Source organism: Flavobacterium sp. (assembly GCF_043779715.1).
Lineage (GTDB): Bacteria > Bacteroidota > Bacteroidia > Flavobacteriales > Flavobacteriaceae > Flavobacterium.
In genome coordinates this window covers 1-21,661 of sequence record NZ_JAYWDT010000069.1, presented here as the reverse complement: position 1 = coordinate 21,661, position 21,661 = coordinate 1, and the positions used below count along the sequence as shown (strand labels likewise).

The 21,661-nt window shown below is 33.0% G+C and carries 21 protein-coding genes and 1 pseudogene; 17 read left to right on the top strand and 5 right to left on the bottom strand.

Translation table 11 applies throughout. The features are described from left to right. Positions 1-261: 261 nt before the first annotated feature. Both ACH2BG_RS03635 and ACH2BG_RS03630 read left to right on the top strand, forming a co-directional pair. A complete protein-coding gene (locus tag ACH2BG_RS03635) occupies positions 262-684 on the top strand; it encodes a DUF6943 family protein (protein WP_395046357.1) in 423 nt (140 codons plus the stop codon). Between the two features lie 30 nt (positions 685-714). Further along, the gene (locus ACH2BG_RS03630) at positions 715-894 is read left to right on the top strand and encodes a hypothetical protein (protein ID WP_395046356.1); all 180 of its coding nucleotides are present in this window, start codon (positions 715-717) and stop codon (positions 892-894) included. 76 nt (positions 895-970) lie between these two features. On the opposite strand, the gene ACH2BG_RS03625 is transcribed toward ACH2BG_RS03630, so the two are convergent. The 4 genes and pseudogenes from ACH2BG_RS03625 to ACH2BG_RS03610 form a co-directional block, all read right to left on the bottom strand. Then, positions 971-1,150, bottom strand: a complete 180-nt coding sequence (locus tag ACH2BG_RS03625; protein WP_395046355.1) for a hypothetical protein — start codon at positions 1,148-1,150, stop codon at positions 971-973. Further along, positions 1,137-1,304 (bottom strand): hypothetical protein, encoded by a 168-nt coding sequence (locus ACH2BG_RS03620; RefSeq protein WP_395046354.1) that lies wholly within the window; start codon positions 1,302-1,304, stop codon positions 1,137-1,139. Before ACH2BG_RS03620 ends, ACH2BG_RS03625 begins: the two co-directional genes overlap by 14 nt. Positions 1,305-1,364: 60 nt before the next feature. After that, positions 1,365-1,760 carry a DUF5675 family protein gene (locus ACH2BG_RS03615; protein WP_395046353.1) on the bottom strand — a complete coding sequence of 132 codons (396 nt, stop codon included), beginning with the start codon at positions 1,758-1,760 and terminating at the stop codon, positions 1,365-1,367. Further along, positions 1,760-2,518: pseudogene (locus ACH2BG_RS03610) on the bottom strand (hypothetical protein). The gene ACH2BG_RS03615 and the pseudogene ACH2BG_RS03610 overlap by 1 nt, the downstream one beginning before the upstream one ends. 990 nt (positions 2,519-3,508) lie before the next feature. Between ACH2BG_RS03610 and ACH2BG_RS03605 the strand changes: the two are divergent. From ACH2BG_RS03605 to ACH2BG_RS03590, 4 genes are all read left to right on the top strand, one after another. After that, positions 3,509-3,727: a helix-turn-helix domain-containing protein gene (locus tag ACH2BG_RS03605; RefSeq protein ID WP_395046352.1), complete on the top strand. Its 219-nt coding sequence runs from the start codon at positions 3,509-3,511 to the stop codon at positions 3,725-3,727. Positions 3,728-3,732: 5 nt separating this feature from the next. After that, the gene (locus ACH2BG_RS03600; RefSeq protein WP_395046351.1) at positions 3,733-4,065 is read left to right on the top strand and encodes a HipA N-terminal domain-containing protein; all 333 of its coding nucleotides are present in this window, start codon (positions 3,733-3,735) and stop codon (positions 4,063-4,065) included. Continuing rightward, positions 4,058-5,011 (top strand): HipA domain-containing protein, encoded by a 954-nt coding sequence (locus tag ACH2BG_RS03595; RefSeq protein WP_395046350.1) that lies wholly within the window; start codon positions 4,058-4,060, stop codon positions 5,009-5,011. The genes ACH2BG_RS03600 and ACH2BG_RS03595 overlap by 8 nt, the downstream gene beginning before the upstream one ends. Positions 5,012-5,541: 530 nt before the next feature. Beyond that, on the top strand, positions 5,542-5,961 hold the full coding sequence (locus tag ACH2BG_RS03590) for a response regulator (protein ID WP_395046349.1): 420 nt from the start codon (positions 5,542-5,544) through the stop codon (positions 5,959-5,961). A 49-nt stretch (positions 5,962-6,010) separates the two neighbouring features. Here the strand turns inward: ACH2BG_RS03590 and cphA are convergent, their stop codons facing one another. Further along, complete coding sequence (cphA, locus tag ACH2BG_RS03585) at positions 6,011-8,626, bottom strand: cyanophycin synthetase (RefSeq protein ID WP_395046348.1); 2,616 nt, start codon at positions 8,624-8,626, stop codon at positions 6,011-6,013. 727 nt (positions 8,627-9,353) lie between these two features. Here cphA and ACH2BG_RS03580 point away from each other — a divergent pair. The 11 genes from ACH2BG_RS03580 to ACH2BG_RS03530 all read left to right on the top strand — a co-directional run. Beyond that, the gene (locus ACH2BG_RS03580) at positions 9,354-10,052 is read left to right on the top strand and encodes a hypothetical protein (RefSeq protein ID WP_395046347.1); all 699 of its coding nucleotides are present in this window, start codon (positions 9,354-9,356) and stop codon (positions 10,050-10,052) included. A 339-nt stretch (positions 10,053-10,391) separates the two neighbouring features. Beyond that, positions 10,392-11,177, top strand: a complete 786-nt coding sequence (locus ACH2BG_RS03575; protein WP_395046346.1) for a hypothetical protein — start codon at positions 10,392-10,394, stop codon at positions 11,175-11,177. Positions 11,178-11,641: 464 nt separating this feature from the next. Beyond that, a complete protein-coding gene (locus ACH2BG_RS03570; RefSeq protein ID WP_395046345.1) occupies positions 11,642-12,649 on the top strand; it encodes a serine hydrolase domain-containing protein in 1,008 nt (335 codons plus the stop codon). Positions 12,650-12,836: 187 nt separating this feature from the next. Beyond that, the gene (locus ACH2BG_RS03565; RefSeq protein WP_395046344.1) at positions 12,837-13,271 is read left to right on the top strand and encodes a GyrI-like domain-containing protein; all 435 of its coding nucleotides are present in this window, start codon (positions 12,837-12,839) and stop codon (positions 13,269-13,271) included. Positions 13,272-13,279: 8 nt separating this feature from the next. Then, positions 13,280-14,473 (top strand): winged helix-turn-helix domain-containing protein, encoded by a 1,194-nt coding sequence (locus ACH2BG_RS03560; protein ID WP_395046343.1) that lies wholly within the window; start codon positions 13,280-13,282, stop codon positions 14,471-14,473. Positions 14,474-14,684: 211 nt separating this feature from the next. Beyond that, positions 14,685-15,080, top strand: coding sequence for a DUF2628 domain-containing protein (locus ACH2BG_RS03555; RefSeq protein ID WP_395046342.1), 396 nt, complete (start codon positions 14,685-14,687; stop codon positions 15,078-15,080). 41 nt (positions 15,081-15,121) lie between these two features. Next, positions 15,122-15,739 carry an SRPBCC family protein gene (locus ACH2BG_RS03550; RefSeq protein WP_395046341.1) on the top strand — a complete coding sequence of 206 codons (618 nt, stop codon included), beginning with the start codon at positions 15,122-15,124 and terminating at the stop codon, positions 15,737-15,739. 205 nt (positions 15,740-15,944) lie between these two features. Then, on the top strand, positions 15,945-16,394 hold the full coding sequence (locus ACH2BG_RS03545) for a hypothetical protein (RefSeq protein WP_395046340.1): 450 nt from the start codon (positions 15,945-15,947) through the stop codon (positions 16,392-16,394). Between the two features lie 150 nt (positions 16,395-16,544). After that, on the top strand, positions 16,545-17,576 hold the full coding sequence (locus ACH2BG_RS03540) for a DNA-deoxyinosine glycosylase (RefSeq protein ID WP_395046339.1): 1,032 nt from the start codon (positions 16,545-16,547) through the stop codon (positions 17,574-17,576). Positions 17,577-18,572: 996 nt separating this feature from the next. Further along, positions 18,573-19,112: a helix-turn-helix domain-containing protein gene (locus ACH2BG_RS03535; protein WP_395046358.1), complete on the top strand. Its 540-nt coding sequence runs from the start codon at positions 18,573-18,575 to the stop codon at positions 19,110-19,112. 3 nt (positions 19,113-19,115) lie between these two features. Beyond that, the coding region (locus tag ACH2BG_RS03530) for a CHASE3 domain-containing protein (RefSeq protein WP_395046338.1) at positions 19,116-21,661 on the top strand (2,546 nt) is incomplete at its 3' end.

Here is a 21,661-nt window from a genome sequence, read left to right as displayed (position 1 = left end):
GGGTTTTAGAAAAAATCTCCACCCATAACGTTTCGCAACAATATTTATTTCTGATTTCACGCCTACATTTCTGAAGATGTATCGGGTAGTATTTTTTCTAAAAAATTTGTTTTTCTTGAAACCTCCACTTGATGGACGACTTTCTTTTTTTTCTTTTTTTTTCTTTTGAAAAGTTTATGTCTGCGGAGCGTAGCGAGGCATACCTGCATTCATCAGAAACACCGCAGAAAATTGCAAAATCCGAATTTTAAATCCGAAGCCATGATGAATTATATCGCTAAAACCCACAAAAAAGATACCCTTTACAACAAACCTCACTTTTTCATTTTAAACAAAGGAATGAATAGTGGAAAACCTCAAAACGAACCATTCACAAACAGCTTTGTAATCATATTTGATAGTGCTACCGATTGCGAAAATATTTTCTGGATTGCATATAGCTTGTGGAAATCTAAATTTTGGCATCAACATTTGGTTGGTTCTGTGATTTTGTTTTTGCGTCATCCCGATTTTAAAAAAGAATTTTTTCCAAAATGTAAGTTTTTAATGGAAGAACACGAAGAACATTTGAAACATGTTGCTGCTTTAAAACTTCTTGAATTAAAAGAAAAACAATTTCACGAAAATATCAATTTAATCAACGATTTGCGTAGAGTTATAGTCTATCGTTACAGTAATAGATAATTTATTTTTTTAATCTTTAAAACCAATTCTATGAGTGTATTTTTATTATTTCAAACCGATAGTTGGAAGTCAAAAACATCGAGAGTTTTCTTTGGTGCTTTTGATAGCAGAACAAAAGCACTAGATTATGCAAAATACAACGATTTGTATTGGTATAATTCCGAAGTGGTAGTTGTTGAGGTTATTCTCAATCAATTTGGAGAGGTATAAAATCAAAAAAAGCCCATTCCTTTCGGTTTGGGCTTCATTATTGTCTAATCCAAAGGTCACCACAACTAGAATTAGACTATTTTTTGCGCTTCTTACTGAAGTATTTGAGGAGTATCGAAATTGAGAAACTGACCACGGCACCAATTGTTGCTAAAACAACTGTTCTTATTATATCTTCAGAATTCAAATTGGGTACAATACTCAAAAAAGTACCTCCAACGGTTCCAACTAAAGTTGGATTACTATGGTGATGCATCTTTTTCAGTTGTCAGCTGACTAACTGCTGTTGCAACACCACCAGCTACCGCTAAATAGCCACCAACTGTAGTTACTATAACTGGTAAGGCAATCGGTGCAGCTAAAATTGTTCCGCCAACAGCAGCTAATACCAAACCAACATTTCGAAGCACTTTAAAAAAATTCGGAGTGGGAGCTTGCGCTCTTATTAATATTTTTTTCATAATCTTGTTTTAAGATTCAATAATCAATTCAACACTTTCCTCTTTATCCAAAGCTTTATAAACCAAATCTTTCAACTTAATAAAAGCTTTTCGGGACATCAGACCTAAACCTGGTCCAGAAAGTTTTGTTACCGGAGCAATACAGCCGTTTAATTCTTTTAGAGCATTATTGGCGGGATGAAACAAAATCAGACTTCTGTTTCTTACATCAATTAGTTCCAAATGCCATTTGAATTTAGTGCTGTGTCGCTTTCTTATAAAATACTTCCCTTCCGGAATGCAGGAAACCTTCGTTTCGTTCATCTTCCATGGCAATTCGATGGTTTTACATAACAATTTGCCTTCGCATTCGAGTTTACCATTAGTTCCTTCAGGGAAATAAGTTCTAGTTAACCAAATAACCATTATACACCACTATCAACTTTAGCAATTGATAATGGATTAAATGCACCATTTTTTAAAGGATACATTTGACCGTTTATTTGCTGATAAAACTCCAATCCCAAAGCCAGAAACAATGGTTTTGTGCTTGCAGGTGTAACTGCATTGGTTTGAGTTATTAAAGCCGTTGCAGTGGAATCTCATGGTAAAATCGCAGTTTCAGAAGTAGAAACAACATACGTTTCAGCTTCAAAATCAACTTCAGCACCACCAGAAATAATTTTAAAATGCGTTGTTCCTGAAGGTGCTGCAATCATATTCGCAGGAATAAAGGAAGCTAAAGTAACTTTGATTCCACCTGTTACTCTATCAATTTCTCCAACAAATGGAGCATAAAGACTTGTTCCAAGCTTTCCACGGATATTGAATTCAAAACCAAATAGCAATTCAGCCTCGCCATCAATAACATTTCGTAAACCTCTATCACTTATCAAATCCGCTTGGATAACTTTAACCATCGCTTGAGTCAAACGACTCACCATTCTACCATCTGCAGAATTAATTAAGAGTGGGCGTAGAGCCGTTCTTAAAATCTTACCAGCCTTTCCTGCACGACCAAACTCTGAACCATTTTCACGCGTTCTTTGAAACGCTGGATCATTTTTAATTCTGTTGGCGTCAATTCCACCTTTCTCACGAGCCAAATGCCCATCCTGGGTTTTGTAAAAAGTAATATCGCCGATAGTACCTTTTAATTTAATTATGCCTTTCTGTCTTGCCATAATTTCTAAAATTTAGATTAATACTCCTTTTCATGTTTCACTTTCATTTCGATAATCGTTGCAACTAAGTCCCGAATGATTTAATCAAATATTCAGATATTAAAATCACATATCAAATGCTGGAACATCCAAACCAAACAAAATCATACACAATCGACTATTTTAATATATTATATTCGTCAGAAATTATTTAGATTTGTAGTTGACATTAAAGCTTAGTCAAAGTCAAGTCAAAGGCATAGATAGTGTATTAAAAATTAAGAATAGTGATATCAAGCAGCACAAGGGTATGTATATATCCAAAAGATGTGCAGCGCATTACGGGAAAAGAATATGCTCAAGCAAGATTATATTTATTGAAGATTAAAAAGCACCTCAATAAAGAATCCCATCAGCTAATCTCAGTTGAAGAGTTTTGTGACTACACAGGACTTAAAATAGAACATGTAGTGCGTTGTATAGTTGGATGAAATTTGAACAGCTAAAAGACTGCTAAACCACTGAAAATCATTGAAACCAGTTCAAAAAATAGTATTGCTAATTTTGTCAATTAATGATAATTCATTATATTTGAATTGTCAAAAAGGTACAAATAGAATTAATCCATAAGGGGCACAATTCGGGGTACTTTAAAATAGTAGAATTGCAACGTCAATAGAATCAAGACATACGAAAGCGGGTTGCAAACCCTCTTTCTCCGCCAGCCGAAAGGCAAATAGTTACAAAACCCCTTAAATAACTTAATTTTAGGGGTTTTTTTCATTTTACCTCACGTCAATTTTCATAATACTTCAAGTTTTATATTAAAATTCTATATTCTTTTGCATATAAAGCTACTTTATTTGATAAATTTATATGTTTTTGCATATAATTTATTATATTTGTTTAAAATGAATGTAAAAGCATATAATATAGGATTGCCAATAATAAAGTTGACATCATTAAAATGGCGATTATATAAGATTTATAAAAATCAATAAATTTCAGCCTATGAGAACATTAGCCGATTTTGTAAAAGAGAAAAGAAACGAAGTAAAACTCACCCAAGAAGCCTTCGCAGAACGTGCTGGAGTAGCACTTACCGTAATTCGAAAAATAGAACAAGGCAAACAGAACCTAAATCTTGAAAAAGTAAATCAGGTACTCAAAATGTTTGGGCATGCTTTAGCACCAGTAAATGCAAGAGAATTATCCAAAAATGATGAGTAGAGGATATGAGAAAAGCAGCGATATACTATAAAGAATTCCTTGCAGGAATACTTACCGAAACCGATGAAGGAGAATATATTTTTCAATACGAGGAAAAGTATGTAAATAAACATATTAAAGAAAGCATCACGTTGACGATGCCAGTCAGCACAAAAGCCTATACCGACAAGCGGTTATTTTCTTTTTTTGAAGGCTTAATACCCGAAGGCTGGCTATTGGATATTGCTTCCAAAAATTGGAAGATCAATCAAAACGACCGCATGGGATTATTGTTGGCATGCTGCCAAAATTGTATCGGAGCTGTAAGGGTACAACCAATACCAAACGAAAATGAGTAGGAAGTGTTTATATTGTTATAAGTCATTAGAGGAGAATATCGTTGGTGATTTTCACGAACAATGCAGCGTAGAATTTTTTGGTACCAAGCAGCAACCTGTTTTCGAACATTCCCTAAATCAAATGGCAGAATTGGCTAAAAATGTAGTGAAGAGAAGTGTGGCTGTGCCAGGAGTACAACCCAAATTGTCTTTATCCATTGTAAACGACACCATACAAGACGGAAACAAAGGACGTTTAACTGTAGTCGGTGCTTTAGGAGGAAACTATATTTTCAAACCACCATCCGACCAATTTCCAGAAATGCCCGAAAACGAGCACGTAACGATGCGAATCGCTGAAGCTTTCGGAATCAACACCGTAAAGTCAAGCTTGATACGATTACAATCGGGGGAACTGTCTTATATCACAAAACGCATAGATCGCACAGAAACAGGAGAGAAAATCCACATGCTTGATATGTTTCAAATCACAGAAGCTTTTGACAAATACAAAAGTTCAATGGAAAAAGTTGGTAAAGCCCTAAACGAATTTTCAGATAACACTTTACTGGACAAATTGTATTTTGTAGAGTTGGGCATTTTCAGTTTTTTGACTGGTAACAATGACATGCATCTCAAAAACTTCTCAATGATCCATTTCGGTGAAACTTGGACATTAGCACCGGCTTACGATTTATTAAACGTAGCCATAGTTAATCCAGATGACACCGAAGAATTGGCTTTAACTTTAGAAGGGAGAAAGAAAAAATTGAAATGGGAGCATTTTGAAAGGTTAGGTATTAGTTTGGGTCTAAACGAAAAGCAATTAAAAGGAATGGCAAAACGCTTCCAAAATAATAAAGCCATAGCTATTGAATGGGTTGATAATTCATTTCTTTCAGCAGAGTATAAAGAAAAGTACAAAATACTGTTAGAAGAAAGATATCATGTATTATTTCAGAGTTAGTAGGTGAGTTTAAACTCATTTTTTAAAAATTTGTGCTTTCTGAAACAAAAAGTGAACAGTATATTATTGGATAATTGTTCTTGAAGGGTGATTGTAAAATGCATAAAATTCTTCTTTAGTCTTCACAAAAGAAAACCCAAAACTTTCGTTTCGGGTTTTCTTTTGCAGGTTCCCCCCCACAGGGATCAACGGAGTTAATCCTTACGCTACAATATAAGTTCACTTTTGGAAGTGGGAATGAAAACAAAGAAGTAAGGCTTTGCAAAAGCCGTAGGGATTCTTTTGCAGGGTTCCCCCCACTGGGATCAACGGAGTTAATCTTTCTCCGCAAAAAAAAACCTTGTAATCTTTTGATTTACAAGGTTTTTCTTTTTTAGTAAAATGATTATGATTTGCATGGCTTTTGAATATTAGTTTCATCAATAGTAAGAGTTTATTAAAATTAGATAACTAAAATTGATATTTATATAACATAAGGACTAATAATTTTCGTAACTTTGAGAGAACAAATTTTTAAAGTAGATTGATTTATGAAATCTAACAAGCCTTTAACGCTTATCATTGTAGACGACGATTATGATGATAGAGAACTCCTTAAATTTTTATTCAATCAAAATGAAAAATTTGAACTGATTGGGTGTTTTGATTCAGGAGAAGATGTGCTTGAAGAAATCATCAATAAAAAAAACATTCCTGATATCTTACTTCTGGATATGTATATGCCAATAATGACAGGAATAGATGTTGTCATGAAACTGGAATATAGTGCAGTTGCACCAGAAATGAACATATTCATCATTTCAACCATTATAAATATTATAGAACAGGATAAATTACTGCACAATCCCTACATTACATTCCTAAAAAAACCTGTCTCTCTGGTTGAAATTAATGACCTGCCAGGTCTTATTTTAGAAAGCCTTCATATGGAAAACAACACAAAAATTTAATTTTTAGAAAGAATTGTTTTGTAATTAGTTACTTAAACTATACTAGCAATTAAATAACTATTTGATTTTCATACTGCGAAGTCACTGCTTCTTTTTCTAGTTTTTGCTGTATTATTTTGATGACAGTATCATATTGGTCACTCAAGGCCACTATCAAGTCTCCAGGTTTTACGATATTGAATGCGTGAACAATTGCTTCAGATTCTTCCGGAACAAGATCATAGGTAACCTTTTTTTCACCTGAAGTGATACCCCGAACAACTAACGCATTTATTTCATCCAGCGTTTTTCCCCTCAAACTATGTTCTTGTCTAACAATGATGTGATCAAACATGGAAGTGGCTATTTTTGCCAGAGCAATGGTGTCTTCATCACGGCGATCACCAATTCCGGCAATAATACCGATTTTTCTTTTGGCACTAAAGTTTTTCAAATAATCCTTCAAAGCCAGAAAGCCATGAGGATTGTGAGCATAATCCACTAATACCGTGTAGTTTTTAAATTGGAATAAGTTCATACGTCCAGGTGTCATTTCATACCCGGGTATAAAACTTAGAAGTGCCTGTTTGATTTGTCCGATTGAAAAACCCCACGCATAAGCAGCTATTGAGGCAGTTAAAATATTGGCAATCATAAATCCGGCATTACCATTATTGGTAAGAGGTATGTTTACTATACTTTCAACTTTATATTTTTCGGTTCCGTGAATAATGGTGATATACTCTGCCTTCTGAACACAAACCGGTATATTATTTTTTATGCATTCCTGAATGATTTCATTATTGGAATCCATAGCAAAATAAGCAATATTACACTCTAATGTTTCCGCTATTTTAAGGCAGTTTTTATCTTCGGCATTTAAAATGGCCCATCCCTTTTTTTTAACACTTCTTGCTACTACTGCTTTTACATTAGAAAGATCTTCAAGTGTATGTATGTCTTCCAATCCCAAATGGTCTTCCTGAATATTCGTTATAATACCAACGTCGCAATGATCGAAGCACAATCCGTTTCGTAAAATCCCACCACGGGCGGTTTCCAGAACCGCAAAATTTACAGTTGGATCACGAAGTATCATGGCACCGCTCAAAGGTCCTGTTGTATCCCCTTCTTTAATTTTATACCCATTGATGTAAATCCCATCGGTTGTGGTATAACCTGGAGTATATCCAGATGTTTTTGCAATATGGGCCAGTAATCGGGTAGTGGTTGTTTTTCCATTTGTTCCTGTAACGGCAAATAAAGGTATAGTAGATTTGGAACCTTTCGAGTAAAGCATGTCAATGACAGCTGAAGCAACGTTTCTTGCTTTTCCAACGGAAGGATTTAAATGCATTCTGAAACCAGGAGCTGCATTTACTTCAAGTACGACACCTCCGCTGGTTCGTAGCGGTTCTTCTATTGACGGCGCCATAATGTCTATTCCACAAATATCAAGTCCAATGATTTTTGCAATACGCTCTGCAAGAAATTTATTTTCAGGATGAATTTCATTGGTCATGTCTATAGCCGTACCACCAGTACTGAGATTTGCGGTCGACTTTAGGTAGATTATTTCTCCGTTTTTTGGAATCGAACTGGCTGTATAACCATATTGTTCAAGTTGGATAAGCGTATTATGGTCTATAGTAATTTTAGTTAATGAAGATTCGTGTCCGTTGCCGCGTTCAGGTTCATTATTTATTGCAAGGATAAGGTTTTCAATCGAATTGACTCCGTCTCCTTCCACTAAAGCGGGAATGCGCTTGGCTGCAGCAGTAAATTTTCCGTCGATAACCAATAAACGATAATCTGAACCTGATATATATTTTTCTACAATCACTTCATCACTAAACTGTTTCGCATGCCCAAATGCAATTAATGCCCCTTCGAAATTGAGTATATTAATAGTGGCTCCTTTCCCCTGATTGCCATCAAGTGGCTTGATAACGATAGGAAAACCGATTTTATGTATAGTATTTTGTAATTCTTCTATAGTCATACAACAATCGCCATCTGCTACCGGTATAAAATGTTGGTTTAGGATTTTTTTTGTGGCATCTTTATTACCTGCAAGCCGAACTGCTGCATCAGAAGTATAGCAAGTCATTGTGGCTTGGAATTGTTTTTGCGCAGCTCCATATCCCAGCTGAATTTTTGAATTTTTACCCAATCTTATCCACGGAATGTTTCTGCGTTGCGCTTCTTCAACAATACTTTTAGTACTAGGACCAAGTCCGTATCGGCTGACTAATGACTTTAGCTCGGTAATATCAACATTATAGTCATACATTTCATCTTTTACTAAGGATTCTACTATTCTGAATGCCGCTTCGGCTGCATAAAGACCAGCCTCTTCGATTGTATAGCTAAATACGATAGTATAAATACCTTTGCTATTGGTTTGTTTCGTATGTCCATAATTACAATCCATTCCGGCCTTTAGCTGAATTTCATTTGCCACATATTCCATCACGTGCGCCATTGAAGCGCTATCTTGGACTTCTGCAAAGAAAGTATCTGTAATTTTTGGAAAAAGATTTTTAAATCGCTTGATAAATCCTTTAATTTTATCTAATGGATAGTTTTCTATTTCTTCCAGATTAAGCCTTAGTTGTATTAGTCGGGTTTGGTTATTGCTCCAGATGTTTGGTCCGCGAAGCACTTGAGTTTTTAAAATTTTCATCTTTCGGTAGTATTGCGGTGATTTATACAAATTTCAAATTATACCAGCATCTTTTAATTACATAATTTTTTATTTAATTTATAAAATAACAACTTAATACTTATGGAGAGACTCAATTAGTTAATTGCTGTTCTGATTGTGTAAAATGTATTGAGGAAGAGCATTAGGTCACCACACGTAGTGAATTCATTGTTGTTTCAATGGAATACATAAAAACGGAATCATATATTCTTTTTATTATGAACCAGTTTGTTTTTTGAACAATAAAAGAGGGTTTTATTATGATTGCATTTTAAATTTTTATATATTGGTAGTATAAGATTTCGAAGATTTGCGAGTCAAAAATGAGGAGCAAAAATGAGACCCTAGAATTATAAATGTTATTAGAACGTAATAATATCAACGGTTTATAGGTTCCCCCCACTGGGATCAACGGAGTTAATCCTTTCTGCCCGACAAAAGTTCACTTTTGTAATTTGGATTGAAAACAAAAAAAACCAATCGTATTGCAAATTGGTTATTCAACCAAAAATCGAAAAATTCGAAAAAATATTCAAATCAAGATTAAAGAAGTAAATTATCATTTCTTATATCAAATGGTTGTAAATCAGAAGCAAAATAATAATAAATTAGATGATAATTTGATTATTTTTGGTTATGAATTTGCAAAATCAAAAATACCTGTAAGTTTTTGTCAAATTCTAAATTTAAACTAATCTGAATTTTAATGAAAATCCATTCACAATTCATTGCATTTATATTTTTGTTTGTAGCTTTTACTACACATGCACAAGAAATAATAAAAAACTTTTCAGCAAATACATTTAGTAGTGAAAAAATAAATGCATTAAAACTAGAATATGGAACAAACAAAATTATTCCAGCAGTTTATGAAACTCAAATTTTAATTGCTTTATCCTATTTTCCAGAACTTAAAAATGAAACGATCGAATTCAGGTTAAAAAAAACCATCACGCCCCTTTCCTCAAAACCTACTATTTTTGGATTGCTACAATCAGCTAAAAAACGAAAATATATAATAACAATAAGCGAAGAAACTAATTCAAAATTAGAACCAATTTTACTTAAAAATTTAAATTTCAATGCCCAAATTGGTGTTTTAGGTCACGAAATTTCGCATGTTTCAAATTACATAACTAAAGGATTTGGTAAAATGATAAACCTCGCTTTCATAGAATTATTCTCAAAAAAAGAAGTAGATAATTTTGAAAGAAATACAGATATAACATGTATTAAACACGGTTTGGGATATCAATTATTAGATTGGAGTAAATCGGTAAGACAAAATCTTAAAATGGACAATTGGCGTGGTGCAGATAATGCATCAAGTGTTTCCAAATCAGAACGCTACTTAAATCCAGAGAGTATTATAAATGTAATGGCTGAAATGTCAATCTATAAATAATTTATAAAGATTTGAGTCACCGTTTCCCATTGTTCCTAAAAAAAAGAGCCTGAACTGTGTGGAGTAGAAGTGAAGCAAATAATACATGATATATTTACAAAAGAAAACCCGAAACGAAAGTTTCGGGTTTCTTGTTTTAATAGGGGTGATGTACTACTGCTTTTGTAAATTCCTTTTAAGGTTTACTTACAACGTGTTCTTGTGGGCTGTAACACTTGTAATAAAAACATCTACTTCAGCTATTTCCTTATTGATGCGTTCTAATTCTAGTTCTCTTTCTAGTAATGCTATAGATCCATAACTTTCTTTTCGAATAAAGAGGCTATTGAAGTTGTAACGATGCCAGATTATGAAGCGATTGCTAAGAAATTTGATGAAGCTTTAAAAGCATTAAGAGAAATTACTCCAACTTATCAAAGCGTAAATGATTTAGAAACCGAAACTGATGAAGCGCAATTTGTACAAGCATTTAGAAAGTTAATGCGTGCGATGAATGTGATGCAATCCTACACGGATTTTGATTGGGAAGATTTACCTATAGAGGAACAAGAATTTGAAGATTATAAAAGTAAATATTTAGACTTATATCAGAAAGTCAAACAAGACCACCAAAAAGAAAAGACTTCTATTTTAGATGAGATTGATTTTGAATTAGAATTAATTCACAAAGACCAAATCAATGTAGCATACATTATAAAATTGCTAGCGCAATTAAAAGAAGAAAAAACACCATCAGCAGCAGCGGCACAAAAGAAAGCCATAATAGATTTATTAGGAGGCGATATTCAATTGAGAAGCAAACGCGAATTGATTCAGAAATTTATAGATGACAATATGCCATTCATAAAAGATGGAGATAATTTTAATGATGAATTTGAAAAGTTTTGGCAAGAACAAAAAGTACTAACATTAGATAAACTTTGCAAAGAGGAACACTTAGACAAAGCACAATTTAAAGCCTTAATTGACGCCTACATCTACAGCGGTAGAGAACCCATAAAAGAAGAAGTTATCAAATGTTTAGACAACCGACCAAGCGTTTTACAATCAAGAGCCATCGGCGATAGAATTATAGCTAAAATGAAAGAGTTTGTTGAGGTGTTTGTGAAGGGTATGGTGGCTTAGTTAGAATATTTAGTATAAAAACAATTTGATTTGTAATAAAAATATTATTTATATATTTGACAACACTGCGCTAAGAAATAGCGACAATCTACCCGTTATCAGGTGTAAACTCGCTATGTTATAGCGAGTATATACAAGTTGGGAAAAATCGCCCTTCGGGACAATTTTTCCCAATGACCGCTCGGCTACGCCGACAGTCGGGAAACCATCGTTGCTTCCGCACGACGTTCTCCCAACAGTCGCCTTTGACGCATTCCGAAAAGGAGTGAAAAACTCCTTTCGGAACGACGACAAAGCCGAGCGGTCATTGGCGGTAAGTTTCCAAAAAAACGCATAAAATTCAGAACAATAACATTATGACAAAATTTTCATTCCTCTTTTTTGTATTTCTTTCTGTTCATTCTTTTGGACAAAAAAAATCAAATTCAAACAAAAATAATTTTGATAAATCTGTATACCATTCAATGGATACAGTTGCAGACTCTTTTCTGAAAAAATCAGGAGCTAATTCTGTTTCGATAGCCATTGTCAAAAATAAAAAAACTTATATAAAACACTACGGAGAGTTGGATAAAGGAAAAGGTAATAAAGCAACCAATCAAACACTTTTTGAAATAGGATCTACAACTAAAGTATTTACAGGAACGCTTATGGCTAATGCTGTATTAGAAAATAAAATTGAATTAGATGACGATATTAGAAAATATCTGAATGAAGATTTTTCTAATTTAGAGTTTCAAGGCAAACCAATAAAAATAAAGGATTTACTTGTCCATAGAAGTGGAATACAAACACCTTTTCCTGTTACTCAACAAATAAGAGATAATTACCCTGCTGAACGTTTCCTTTATTATAAAAACAGACTCGATAAAGCGTATACTAAAGAACTTTTCTTAGCTGATTTACGAAAAGTAAAAGTAGATTCACTTCCGGGAACTGGCTATAAGTATGGTGCTTTAGCGCCGGAATTGTGTGCTTATATTTTAGAAAATGTATATAAAAAAAGTTACGATGACCTATTAAATGAGGAGATTTTTAAAAAAGCAGGAATGAAATCTACAAAACTTAATTTAGGAAATAACGAAACTCTTGCAAATGGCTATAATGCAAAAGGCGATACTATGGAACCTTTAACTATCAGTATTTGGGGAGCATCAAAATTTCTAAAATCAACAATGGACGATTTAGGTAAATATATTAAGTTTGAATTAAATTCAAATAATAAGGTTGCTATTGAATCTCATAAAAAAGTTTATCCAAACATAGACATGGGTTATTTTTGGGACATTTTAACAGATGCTAAAGGGCATACAAACTATATAAAAGACGGTGGTTCAAACGGAACTTCTAATATACTTAAGATTTTGCCACAAGAAAATTTAGGCATCTTGATTATTGCGAATCAGAATGATAGAAATACAGGCATAAATGTAGAAAATACTTTAAATAAATTAGAAACGGCTTTAAAATAGAACTAAAAAACCTACCGCCAACAGCCGTTTTAGCTAGTGTGTGATTTAGTGTAATTATCGTTTCGCATCATATTTTCTGCAAAGCCGAAAATTGAAAGGTTACGAACCACACACCATCTCAAAGCGGCAGAACGCTGTGCGCCTCAGCTTAAACCAATACTCTGCATAAAACAAACTAACAAAAAATATGGACAATTTTAAAATAATAGGAATTTCAACTGAAACGACAAACGAATCAATGGTTGACATTGAAACTCTTTGGGGAAAGTTTTGGGGAGAAAACATCGCTGACAAAATACCAAACAAAGTAGGTAACGAATTTTACGCTGTTTACACAGACTACAAAAGTGATTATACAGGAAAATACACCTTAATCATTGGCTTTCCTGTAACAACATTGGACAATATTCCAGATGGTTTAGTGGGACGAAACATTTCAATTGGTTCAAATGTAAAATACACTTCAAAAGGAAAAATGCCAGCAGCAATACTGAAAACTTGGACAGAAATATGGCAAGACGCTCAATTAAATAGAGCTTACCGTGCAGATGTAACAGTTCACGGACAAAAGTATTTTGACGGAGATAACGCAGAAGTTGAAACTTATATTTCCATTATTTAGTAGTAATTATGGCGGAAGAATTGACTTTATCACAACTTCGTTTTTTGACATTAGAAAGTCAAGGATTAACAAAGCCATATCCCTTTGGAAAAGGTAAAGATGCAGTTCTTCAAGCATTAGAAGATCTTGGATATTTACAAATTGACACTTTATCAATTGTTGAAAGAGCTCATCATCACACACTTTGGACAAGAATTCCTGATTATAAAACGGAATATTTAGACAAATCAGTTGAAGAACGAAAAGTATTTGAATATTGGTTTCACGCTGCATCATACCTTCCTATGAAAGATTTTCGTTTTGCATTACCTCAAATGTTAGAGGTGAAACAAAGCAAAACACATTATTACAATGCAGACCAAAAAGTGATGAAATATGTTTTAGATACTATTCGTGGAGAAGGTCCAAAAAAAGCAAGAGATTTTGAAAATGAAACCAAAAAAGCAGGAAGTTGGTGGAGTTGGAAACCTACAAAAATAGCTCTTGAAAGACTTTTTCTGCAAGGCGACTTAATGATTACCAGCAGAAACGGAATGCAAAAAACGTACGACCTTACTGAAAATGTTTTACCAAAATCAATTAACACAACCTTACCAACTGACCTCGAATTTGCAGAATATTTAGTAAAAACTTATTTGAATGCGTATGGATTTACAACCGTAAAGCAAATTACCCATCTTAAAGCAGGAGAATTAATACGAAAAAATGTTGATAAAGTATTGAAATCAATGCTTCAAGAGGGAACGATACAAAAAGCAAATATTGAAAATATGCCTTCTGTTTTTGTGAATAAAAATTTACTTGAAAAATCGTTAAACAAAACCACTTCAAGCATTCGTATTTTATCGCCATTTGACAATTCAATTATTCATCGAGACCGAGTAAAGCAATTTTTCGACTTTGATTATAAAATTGAATGCTATACACCAAAAGAAAAAAGGCAATACGGCTATTTTTGTTTACCTATCTTATTTGGCGACACATTTATCGGACGAGTGGATTGCAAAGCTCACAGAAAAGAAAAAGAATTTGAAATCATACATTTGCACATTGAAAACACAAACATTGACATTGAATTATGGAAAAAACCATTTGTAGAAATTATAAAATCATTTGCGACTTTTAATGGTTGTGAACATATCAAATTGACAAAAGTTAGTCCATCAAAACTGACAGTTAAAATGAGACAATTATTAACCTAAAACAAAAAGCCGAACGCACAACAGCAGTTTGGCAATATGGCGGCTGAAGTGCTAAATTCAACGATAGTTCTTCGATTGAACTTTTGTGCAAAACTGAACATTTGTGCTTCGATTTCCGCCACATCGCCAAGCCGAAAAACGTTGGTGGCAAGGCTATCGCCGATTCACTGAAAATAATAGAAGTAAAATTTAATTTAAATATAAAATGATTATGACACAAAACAATCAATTCAACGGAAAAAATTATGATGAAGTTTGGGCAGACCGTTTTCAATTTTTCAACATTCACGGAGTGCCAAGTTCCTCGGAATTTAAAAATGCCTACAAACAATTGCCTTTTATGAAAAAAATGAGAATGAATATGAACTTTTATGCTTTCTTTTTCAGTTTCATTTATTTCTTAATCAAAGGAATGTGGAAAGGTGCAATCACTTTAATTCTAATTTGGGGTGTATTAAGTTTTATTGCCTACAAATTTCCGACTGTGGGAACGGGATTGAGCCTTGCTTATGCGATGATTGCAGGAATGACAGCGAATTATACTTTTTATCGAAAAGAAGTTTTGGGTGAAGATGACTTTAATATTTTTAAAGGAATGAAATTTTAAACAATTGATAATCATTCAATCACGATATAATTCAAATAAAAATGAGAAAATTTCTAAAATATCTTTTTATCATAATTTTACTGTTTGTAATCACAGCGGCTGTTTGCACTTTTGCTTTTACTGAAAATACAAAAATCATTACTTTGGAAAGAAGCGTAGAAATAAACGCACCGAAAGAACGTGTTTTTGAGTATATTTCTCACACCGAAAACAAAACAAAATGGATTAATCCTGATAAAAAAATGGAAAGAAGCACCACGGGAAAAGATGCGGCCGTAGGTTTTGTCCGAAGTTGGGAATCCCAAAATCCGCCTGAAAAAGGTAGTGAAACCATTACCAAAATAGAACTTGGAAAAAGCGTGGAAACGAAAGTGGAAAATAATCTAAACGGGCAACAAACAAGTAGTGAGCAAAAACTAAGTAGTGAATCTCTTGAAAGTAATAAAACGCTCGTCACTTGGAAAATAGAATCTACGATTCCTTTAAATTTTGCTTCAAGAATGTTATTGGGATTTGTTGAAATGATGGCAAAATCTGTTGATAATCAAGACGCTTATGACAAAGGCGTACAAAGTGGTTTGGAGAAAGAAGGCGTTTATAAAGATGCGGATGAAAATTTGCAAAAGTTGAAAAATAACATTGAGATAATGACTAAATAATCCTACTAAGATTTAGTCTGAATAATTTAGGTAAAAAGCCCTGCCACCAACAAAGAACTGTGCTAAAAAACAAATAAAATTTGAATTATTTTTCTTAGTTTTATGTTGGAAAAACAAACAATTTATGTTGGTGGCGCTTGCGAATACCAAAATTTCACTGACAGGTTAAGGTTGAAAAAATAACAGAATTAAATAACCAAAAACCATGAAAAAAATACTAATTATCCTTGCCTTGTTTATGTGCACAACAATTTTTGCACAAGATTTTTCTTTTTTAGAAAAGTATGAATTAAAATCAGACGAATCGTATGTAAAAGCAGAGCCAAAAGTTTTGGAGTGCGCCAATTATTTGTTTTCGCATCCTATAAAAGAAAATGAATTAAACCGACTTATCGCTACTCAATTTATTATGAGATGGATGGAAGGTTGCAAACACACTTTTACTATTGATAATAAAATGACGGATTTAGTAAGCGACAATAAAGATTTGTTTGGCTTGTACTTAGCGGGTATGTCAAAAGTTGTTATTGAAAGTGGAGCTACTGAACTTTCAGCCACTGAAGTACATGATAAAACAGCTGCTCTTTTAGTGGCGTATTGTAAGAATGAGAGTAATGGAGTTAAACCCACAAAAGGATTGAAAAAGTTGATGTAGTAAAACGTGATGAGGTTTATAGTAACCCTCCAACGGTTCAAAACCCTTGAAGGGTTGTTTGTTTGAATTGGATTATGAGATCCTTATTCAAAAAATAATTTTTAATTTTTAGCACTGCTACTCAATTCAAATTGACAATATCAATTCTTTATGCAAATCTACTCCTTTCCCTCCATTTCAAACAACAAAGCAAAAGTACTGGTACTCGGTACTATGCCCGGCATTCAGTCACTGAAACTGAATCAGTATTATGGTCATAACAGAAATGCTTTCTGGAAGATTTTTTTCACTGTTTTTGATGAGTCCTTTTCATTGGATTATGATATCCGAAAAGAAGTGGTCTTAAAGAATAATATCGCGATTTGGGATGTTCTCAAAGCCTGTGTCAGAAAAGGAAGCCTAGATAGTGCCATAGAACAGGAGGTACCCAATGATTTTAATGTGTTTTTAGCAGCACACCCCAACATTGAGCATATCTTTTTTAACGGGCAGAAAGCAGCACACTATTTCAAAAAATATGTTACCGTTTCAGAAAAATACAAGTTACACACTTTACCCTCCACTAGTCCTGCTCATGCGGGCCTATCTTTTGAACTAAAAAGGGCAGCGTGGCAAATAATCCAACAGGTATCGTCAAATAAAAATGAGCAAATTCCTTCTTCTACTACCCAAAATAGGGAAGCTATAGCTATAAAAAATGCAGGACTGGTCATACTGAACAATTATATAGAAATGTTGTTCGAACAACTGCATCTCACAGGCAACAAGCAATTTACCAGTGCCGAAAATCAAAGGAAAGCAGTGCATTATTTACAGTACCTGGTGACTGGGTTAAGCAACACCGAAGAAGCCTATTTACCTTTGAACAAAGTGCTATGCGGACTGCCATTAACACAAACGGTACCAACAGGCATCACAATCTCTGTAGCCGAAAAACAGTTAATAGACGGATTGATTAATGCTGTTATTTCAAATTGGTCGTCCGTAGGGGAAACTTCCGTCGATGGCTTTAGAGGCAACTGGCTGGTACGTGATGGTTTGCTACAAGAATTGGAAGACCGATGGGAGCTCACTGTGGAAAAAAAAGCTTTTGATATGCTATTGAATCGATCCCCTTTTTCTTTCTCGATTGTCAAATTTCCTTGGATGGAGAAACCACTTCATGTGATTTGGGGTTTTTAAATTGAGTGGCACACTGCTAAATCATACAAAGAAAACCTAATTGAATGTGATGCTTCCTTCGTCAGCATGACAAAACAGAACGCAGAAAATAAAAAGCACTGCTTCGTAAAACAACATACTTTTGGGTATTAACCAAGCAATCCCCTTCCACATTTGCAGAAAAGCAACACCACAAACCAATCCCGAAACGTCGGTACAAACCCCATTCAAAACAGTAAAACAAGAATACTGTATTTAAGTATGATGGTGGTGGTGTCTGTTGTGATGGTGACTATGATGGTCTGCTAAGAAAATATAATAGACTAAAGATGCTCCTCCTAGAAGAACCAAAAAGCCAATTAGTGTTAAAACATTTTCGCTGATGACTATAGTATTAAATGAATCGTTCTTAAAATCCTAAAAATGAAATCTCATTTTACGTTATATCAACCAAACTAAAGAACTTTTTAAACCCATATTGTCAACACAATCACTACTATAATCTAGTGTAAAGGATTTCAAATTCTTCTTTAGTTTTTTCCATATTCAACTGAAGCAGATGCGATATTTTTTCTATTTTCCTCATATATAAAATCAACTTCAGTTATCCCTAAAAAGGAATCTCCCAGTTTGTCTTCCTCTGTATCTCTTTTTCAACGAAAGAATGTCCAGTCTTTTCTTTCGTGTCTTTCATATAAACACATTTATAAATTATACTTTTTAACCTAAGTAAAGTTAATTATAATTACTTGATCTTTAAATAAATAAATTATTTATTAGCACTTCAAATAAGTTTAATCTGACAGTTTTTTAAAGAAAATAGAAATACAGAAAATAACCAAATATAAAACGGTAACTTCGCAAAAATATAATTTATTGAAAATTAAAAAAATATTTCAAAAACCTATGAATTATATAACTTTTAGTTAATTTTTCATAACGCTTCTTCGTTTCTATTTAATCATCTTTGACAAATCTATAAATAAATCAAATAATTTGAAACTATACATAAAATACATGGTTAGCAATCGCTGTAAAATATCGGTTCGAGATGAACTTAAAAAACTCGGATTGCATTTTATTATGGTCGATTTGGGTGTAGTTGAAATCATGGAAAACATTACTCCAGAAAAACGACAATTACTCAAAATTGGACTAATAGATGCTGGTTTTGAATTGATGGACGACAAGAGAGCTATTCTTATTGAAAAAATTAAGAATATAATTATCCAAATGGTGCATCATGCCGAAGAACCGATTAAGATTAATTTCTCTGATTATTTGTCAGAAAAACTAGATCATAATTATACTTATCTCGCTAATTTATTTTCTGAAGTACAAGGAACAACAATAGAGCACTTTATTATTTCTCACAAGATAGAACGTATTAAAGAATTAATCATTTATGGAGAACACAACATTACCGAAATCTCTTGGAAAATGGGATATAGCAGCGTGGCACATTTGTCCAGTCAGTTCAAGAAAATTACCGGACTATCTCCATCACATTTCAAACAACTCAAAGACAAAAGACGAAGCCCAATCGAAGAAATATAAGTTATGAAATTCATAGTAGAAAAAAATGCAACACTCTTTTATTCCCTTACAATTATTGTATTGGGAATTTTATTGGGAATTTATTTTTACAATACCTACGAAGTAAAATCATCAAACAATTTAGTACAACATACACAAGAAATTCTTTCTAAAAGTAATATTGTACTTTTAGATGTTGTCGATGTTGAAACGGGTACAAGAGGATTCATATTAACAGGTAAAGAAGAATTTCTTGAACCTTATAATAATGGAATTGCAAAATGGAAAACCAATTTATCGGCATTAGAATTATTAACTAAAGACGATCCCAACCAACAATCTAGAATTTCGCTTTTAAGAAGTCAGATCGAAAAAAGGTTAGAGATATCAAAAAAACTGATTGATTTACGAAGAAATGCTATTTTAAATGAAGATGAAAAAATTATCATTTTAGATAAATCAAAAATAATTACAGATAGTATTAGAGCTCTAGTTACCGAAATAAATGCTGCCGAAATTCTATTACTCAAACAAAGAAAAATAAATAGTAGCAAAATCAATAGTAATTCTGATACGTTATTCGGATTATTATTCTTATTTGTATCGATAATTATAATTCTTGTTTTTTATATTTTTAACAATCATAAAAAAAGAAATACTGAATTAGTATTGTTTAATGATATTAAAAATTTATCATCAAAATATTCATTAAGTCTTATTGAAGCTAGTCTTGATCCACTTATTACTATAAATATAGAAGGAAAAATTACTGATACGAATGCAGCCACAGTTAGAATAACAGGAATTGAAAAAAGCAAATTAATTGGTTCAGATTTTTTTGATTATTTTACTGAACATGAGAAAGCTCGAGAAATATATATAGAAGTTTTCAAAACAGGCTCAGTTTCGGATTATCCACTAACCATTCTTCACAAAGAAGGAAAACTAACTGATGTATTGTTTAACGGATCTGTTTACAAAGATGATTTTGGAAATGTTTTAGGAGTTGTGATTGTTGCACGAGATATTGCCGAACAAAAATGGGCGCTAGATTTACGAGAAGCTAACAAAAAGCTAGCTTTTCAGAATGATGAAAAAGAAAAAAGAGCACAAGAATTAGCCATTGCAAACAAAGAATTAGAATATCAAAATGACGAAAAGGAAAATCGCGCCAATGAATTATTGATTGCCAATAAAGAATTAGAATATCAAAACGTAGAAAAAGAAAATCGTGCAAACGAATTATTAATCGCTAATGAAGAACTGGCTTTTCAAAATCAAGAAAAAGAAAACCGTGCCAATGAGCTACTAGTCGCAAATGAAGAATTAGAATACCAAAACAAAATTAAAGAAAAACGTGCTGCAGAATTAGTCATTGCAAATAAAGAATTGGCTTTTCAAAACGAAGAAAAAGAAAAACGAGCCGCGGAATTAGTTATTGCAAACAAAGAATTACTGTTTCAAACAGGAGAAAAACAAGATCGTGCAGCAGAATTAGTTATTGCCGACAAAGAATTGGCATTTCAAAACGATGAAAAAGAAAAACGAGTTATCGAAAGTAAAGTACTAGAAGATTACAGTTATTCTTTAAAATTAGCTTCACAATATTCTTTGAGCTTGATTGAGGCAAGTCGTGATCCATTATTTACGATAAGTCTTGAAGGTAAAATTACCGATACTAATGCCGCAACAGTTAGAGTAACTGGAATATCAAAAGAAAATTTAATAGGTTCTAATTTTATCGATTATTTCACGAATTCTGATAAAGCAAAAGAAGGTTATGAAGAAGTTTTTTCTAAAGGATTTGTAGCAGATTATCCACTTACAATCAAAGACCATAAATTGACAGATGTATTGTTTAACGGGTCTGTTTATAAATCTGAAGAAGGTAAAGTAATAGGTGCTGTGGTAGTTGCACGAGATATAACAGAGCAAAAACAGCTAGAAAAAGAACTAACCGAAGCTAAAATATTTGCAGAACTTGCCACAAGTATTGCTGAGGATGCTAAAATTGTTGCCGAAACTGCTACAAAAAATGCAGAAGAAGCCGTAAAATCGAAACAACAGTTTCTCTCGAATATGAGTCACGAAATTCGTACACCAATGAATGCTATTATTGGTTTTACAAAAGTAGTACTCAAAACCGAACTTACCGCTAAACAAAAAGAATATTTGACTGCCATAAAACTGAGTGGAGATGCATTAATTGTATTAATTAATGATATTCTAGATTTAGCAAAAGTGGATGCCGGAAAAATGACTTTCGAGAGAACACCATTCAAACTCAACTTATCTATAAATGCGATGTTGCATCTTTTTGAAACCAAAATTCAAGAAAAAAACTTAAAATTAATTACAAATTATGACAAGAATATTCCTGAAATTTTGGTTGGAGATCCAGTACGTTTACACCAAATTATATTAAACTTATTAAGTAACGCTATTAAGTTTACTAACAAACGAAAAATTACGGTAAGCGTTTGTTTAATATCTGAAAATGATGAAAAAGTAACTGTCAAATTTTCGGTTGCAGATACAGGAATAGGAATAAATGATGATAAATTAGAAAA